The organism is Vibrio sp. V19_P1S1T109 (assembly GCF_002241375.1).
GTDB classification, from domain to species: domain Bacteria; phylum Pseudomonadota; class Gammaproteobacteria; order Enterobacterales; family Vibrionaceae; genus Vibrio; species Vibrio anguillarum.
This window is the reverse complement of sequence record NZ_NDIM01000013.1, coordinates 1-3740: the sequence shown is the minus strand read 5'-3', so window position 1 is coordinate 3740 and position 3740 is coordinate 1. Positions and strand designations below refer to the sequence as shown.

Here is a 3740-nt window from a genome sequence, read left to right as displayed (position 1 = left end):
TTCTTAGGCAGTGATATTGAACTCATTAGGTGGTAGAATTCGCGCCGAAAAGAAAAAAAATTACAGAATTGACTGTTATTCTTTTGCAACTTAACCGATTTAAACTCAATAAGTGGCAAAATAACGCTATAAAATCGACAATGCTTGGTCATAAAATGACTAAACTGTTGAAAGACTTTCAGCTCTAATGTCACAAAATCACATCAATATTGTTGGGTAATAGATAAGAAAAATTGCCGCTTGTGATGACGCTAGAACACTCAACCAACTTCAAATTGTAATCATATTTACCGGAGAGAACCTTCCATGAAAAAGACCAAAATCGTATGTACGATTGGCCCTAAAACTGAATCTGTAGAGAAGCTTACTGAGCTAGTGAATGCTGGCATGAACGTTATGCGTTTGAACTTCTCTCACGGTGACTTCGTAGAACACGGCACTCGTATTGCGAACTTCCGTAAAGTAATGGAAAACACTGGTAAACAGCTTGCGATCCTTTTAGACACTAAAGGTCCTGAAATCCGTACCATCAAACTAGAAAATGGTGATGACGTTGATCTCGTGGCTGGCCAGGATTTCACTTTCACTACTGATGCAACCGTTGTAGGTAACAAAGATAAAGTTGCCGTGACTTACTTAGGTTTTGCTAAAGACCTTACTGTAGGTAACAAAATTTTGGTTGATGACGGCCTGATTGAAATGGAAGTGATTGCAACCACAGAAACTGAAGTGAAATGTAAAGTGCTGAACAACGGCGCGCTAGGTGAAAACAAAGGTGTTAACCTTCCTAACGTTTCAGTGAACCTTCCAGCTCTTTCTGAAAAAGATAAAGCAGACCTTAAATTTGGTTGTGAGCAAGGCGTTGATTTTGTTGCAGCTTCTTTCATTCGTAAAGCTGACGACGTACGTGAAATCCGCGAACTGCTAACAGCAAACGGCGGCGCAGATATCCAAATCATCTCTAAAATTGAAAACCAAGAAGGCGTTGATAACTTCGACGAAATTCTTGAGCTTTCTGACGGTATCATGGTTGCTCGTGGCGACCTAGGTGTTGAGATCCCTGCTGAAGAAGTTATCTTTGCACAGAAGATGATGATCGAAAAATGTAACCGCGCACGTAAAGTGGTTATCACAGCAACTCAAATGCTTGATTCAATGATCAAGAACCCACGTCCAACTCGCGCAGAAGCTGGCGACGTAGCCAACGCGGTAATGGATGGTACAGATGCAGTGATGCTTTCTGGCGAAACAGCAAAAGGTAAATACCCTGTTGAAGCGGTAACTATCATGGCGCAAATCTGTGCTCGTACAGACCGCGTTCTACAAGCTGAGTTGGGTTCTCGTTTAGACAGCCCACGCCTACGCATTACTGAAGCCGTATGTAAAGGTGCAGTAGATACTGCTGAGAAATTGGCGGCTCCACTTATCGTGGTCGCAACTGAAGCGGGTAAATCAGCTCGTTCAGTGCGTAAGTACTTCCCAACTGCGAACATCATTGCTGTAACTACTAACAAGAAAACGGCGGCTCAACTCGTTCTAACTAAAGGTGTAACACCGGTTGTTGTTGATACTATCGACAGCACTGATGCGTTCTACATCAATGGTAAAGAGATTGCACTGGCTTCTGGTCTAGGCAAGAAGGGTGACATCGTAGTGATGGTTTCTGGTGCACTTGTTGCCTCAGGTACAACCAACACAGCTTCTGTTCACGTTCTATAATCGAACGTCGAATACAAAGCAGAAAAAATCGGGGCTTGCCCCGATTTTTTATTTCCGCTATTTACGTTTACTTACCAAGCCCATCACTCTTTGTAAGTATGCCTTAAGCAAGATCATCACTACTTTTACACAGTGAAACTCGATTTCGCCCTAAGGTTTTGGCCTCATATAAAGCAATGTCAGCGCATTTATACGAGCGTTTACCATCTGCGGTTAAGTCAGTAAAGCCAGCGCTGATGGTCACGGTAAGACTTTGCTCTACCTCTACTGCGACTCGTAAGCGGTTCAAGACAATCTCCGCCTCTTCGACAGAAGTATGCGGCATAATAATCGCAAACTCTTCACCGCCAATACGTGCCAGAAAATCCGTGGTACGCAATGTTTGGCTCAAAATTTCACCAACTTTAATAATGACGCGATCCCCTTCATCATGTCCTTGTTCATCATTCACTCGTTTAAAGTAATCAATATCAATTAAGACAAGGCAAACATGATGGCTTTCGGGATAACGTTGAATGAGGTGCGTATGATGCTGCAATTCTGCTTCAAATTTACGGCGATTCCATAGCTGAGTTAACGCGTCTTTTTCGCTCAATTCTCGTAATCGGTTTTCAAGCTCTTTGTGCTGAGTAATATCGACTAAAGACGTAATATAATAACTGACTTTAGTCGCCTCTTTAATCGCTTGAATTCTCATGATGGCGGTTAGAGTCTCACCTTGCGTATTGACCATTTCTACTTCACCTTCCCAGAAATGTTGCTGCGATACCTCTTCAAGTACTTCGAGCATAAACTCCATACCATTTGGACTGAGCAGTAACTTTAATGCGTTACTGCCTTTTATCTCGTCAATAGTCAGACCGGTAATCTTTTCAAATTCGCCATTAACCATCATCACTTTGTGCTTTCTGTCTGAGATCATCACTGCAGACATACCATTCAAGGCTGCTCTTGCCAGTTTGCTTTCAATACTTCGATGATGGTAATGCAACGCCATGGAAACCATGGGAAGCGCAAAAATGAGTACAACGAAGAAGACAAAAAAAGCTTCTTTGATTAAGTCGTTGACGTCTCGCTGGGCTCGATGATCTAACTGCTCATCAGTGAATTGAATAATTAAAAAGACGGGTTTCAGTGAGGTAAACTTAAGGGTTGTATATACAGTCATCTTGTTATTTTCTAGCACGTACCCAGAAGGCTTAAGCTGCATCTGTTGCCAGGTTTTCGGTAATTGAAGTGCCAGATTTACGTGCTGGTTAGAGGGTAATAAATCTCCAAATAATTTGGTTTTATCGCTAGAAGACAAGTAGAAACCGGAGTCGCCGATAAGCTCAGGAGTTAACTGTGGATCACGCGCATGAGTTAAGCGCGAAGATTGTGACCAAATATCAACATTGAGAACCAAATAGCCTTTTCGCTCCCCTAATACGGTAACTGGCGTGATTACGCATAGCATAGGCTGTATAGCCGCTGCACTCGGAGCATCTGCCAATGTAATGCCCCATACACCCACATCTCCTTCTGAGAGATTTTCTGCAAAAGCAATGTAGTCATGATGTGAGCTGTCTTGCTGTGTTTTTACACTAGAAGCTAAATGATTAGTCGCAGAATAATGAATCCGAAGTTGTTCATGCCCAAATACGTCTAAAAGCGCAATTGAGCTATACCATGTCTGTTTTTCAGCAACAGAAGACCAGCTTTTTTCAAGACTCTGTTGGTTAGCCTCTGAAGGAGAGAAAATAAATTCATACAAACTTTGACTGCGACTAAGTAAATCAACAATGGAGCCTACTTGGGCTTTCAAACCCCGGTATTGATGTTCACTCTCATTTAGTTGATCAAACGCCTCCGCTACCGTGTTTTGCGTTGCGTTGTCTTTCACTTCTTGGTAGCGCTGATAGTAATACCCAGTCACTATTGCGCTGAATAAGAAACAAATGATGAGAAGAATGCTGATTATTTTTGTGTATCTCATGACTTGTCTAAATATTAACCCTAAATAGTGATGAGCGGATTATAGC

Annotated in this window: 2 protein-coding genes; one reads left to right on the top strand and one right to left on the bottom strand. The window is 42.2% G+C overall.

From position 1 onward, the window contains the following. The first annotated feature begins 306 nt into the window (after positions 1–306). On the top strand, positions 307–1719 hold the full coding sequence (pykF, locus tag B9J87_RS00940; protein ID WP_026027602.1) for a pyruvate kinase PykF: 1413 nt from the start codon (positions 307–309) through the stop codon (positions 1717–1719). 103 nt (positions 1720–1822) lie between these two features. Here the strand turns inward: pykF and B9J87_RS00935 are convergent, their stop codons facing one another. Further along, on the bottom strand, positions 1823–3694 hold the full coding sequence (locus B9J87_RS00935; RefSeq protein ID WP_094149200.1) for a sensor domain-containing diguanylate cyclase: 1872 nt from the start codon (positions 3692–3694) through the stop codon (positions 1823–1825). Between the last annotated feature and the right edge of the window lie 46 nt (positions 3695–3740).

What these genes read in the sequence shown, in the direction of transcription:
- pykF (WP_026027602.1), top strand. Translation starts at nt 307, where the DNA reads ATGAAAAAGACCAAAATCGTATGTACGATTGGCCCTAAAACTGAATCT.
- B9J87_RS00935 (WP_094149200.1), bottom strand. Translation starts at nt 3,694, where the DNA reads ATGAGATACACAAAAATAATCAGCATTCTTCTCATCATTTGTTTCTTA.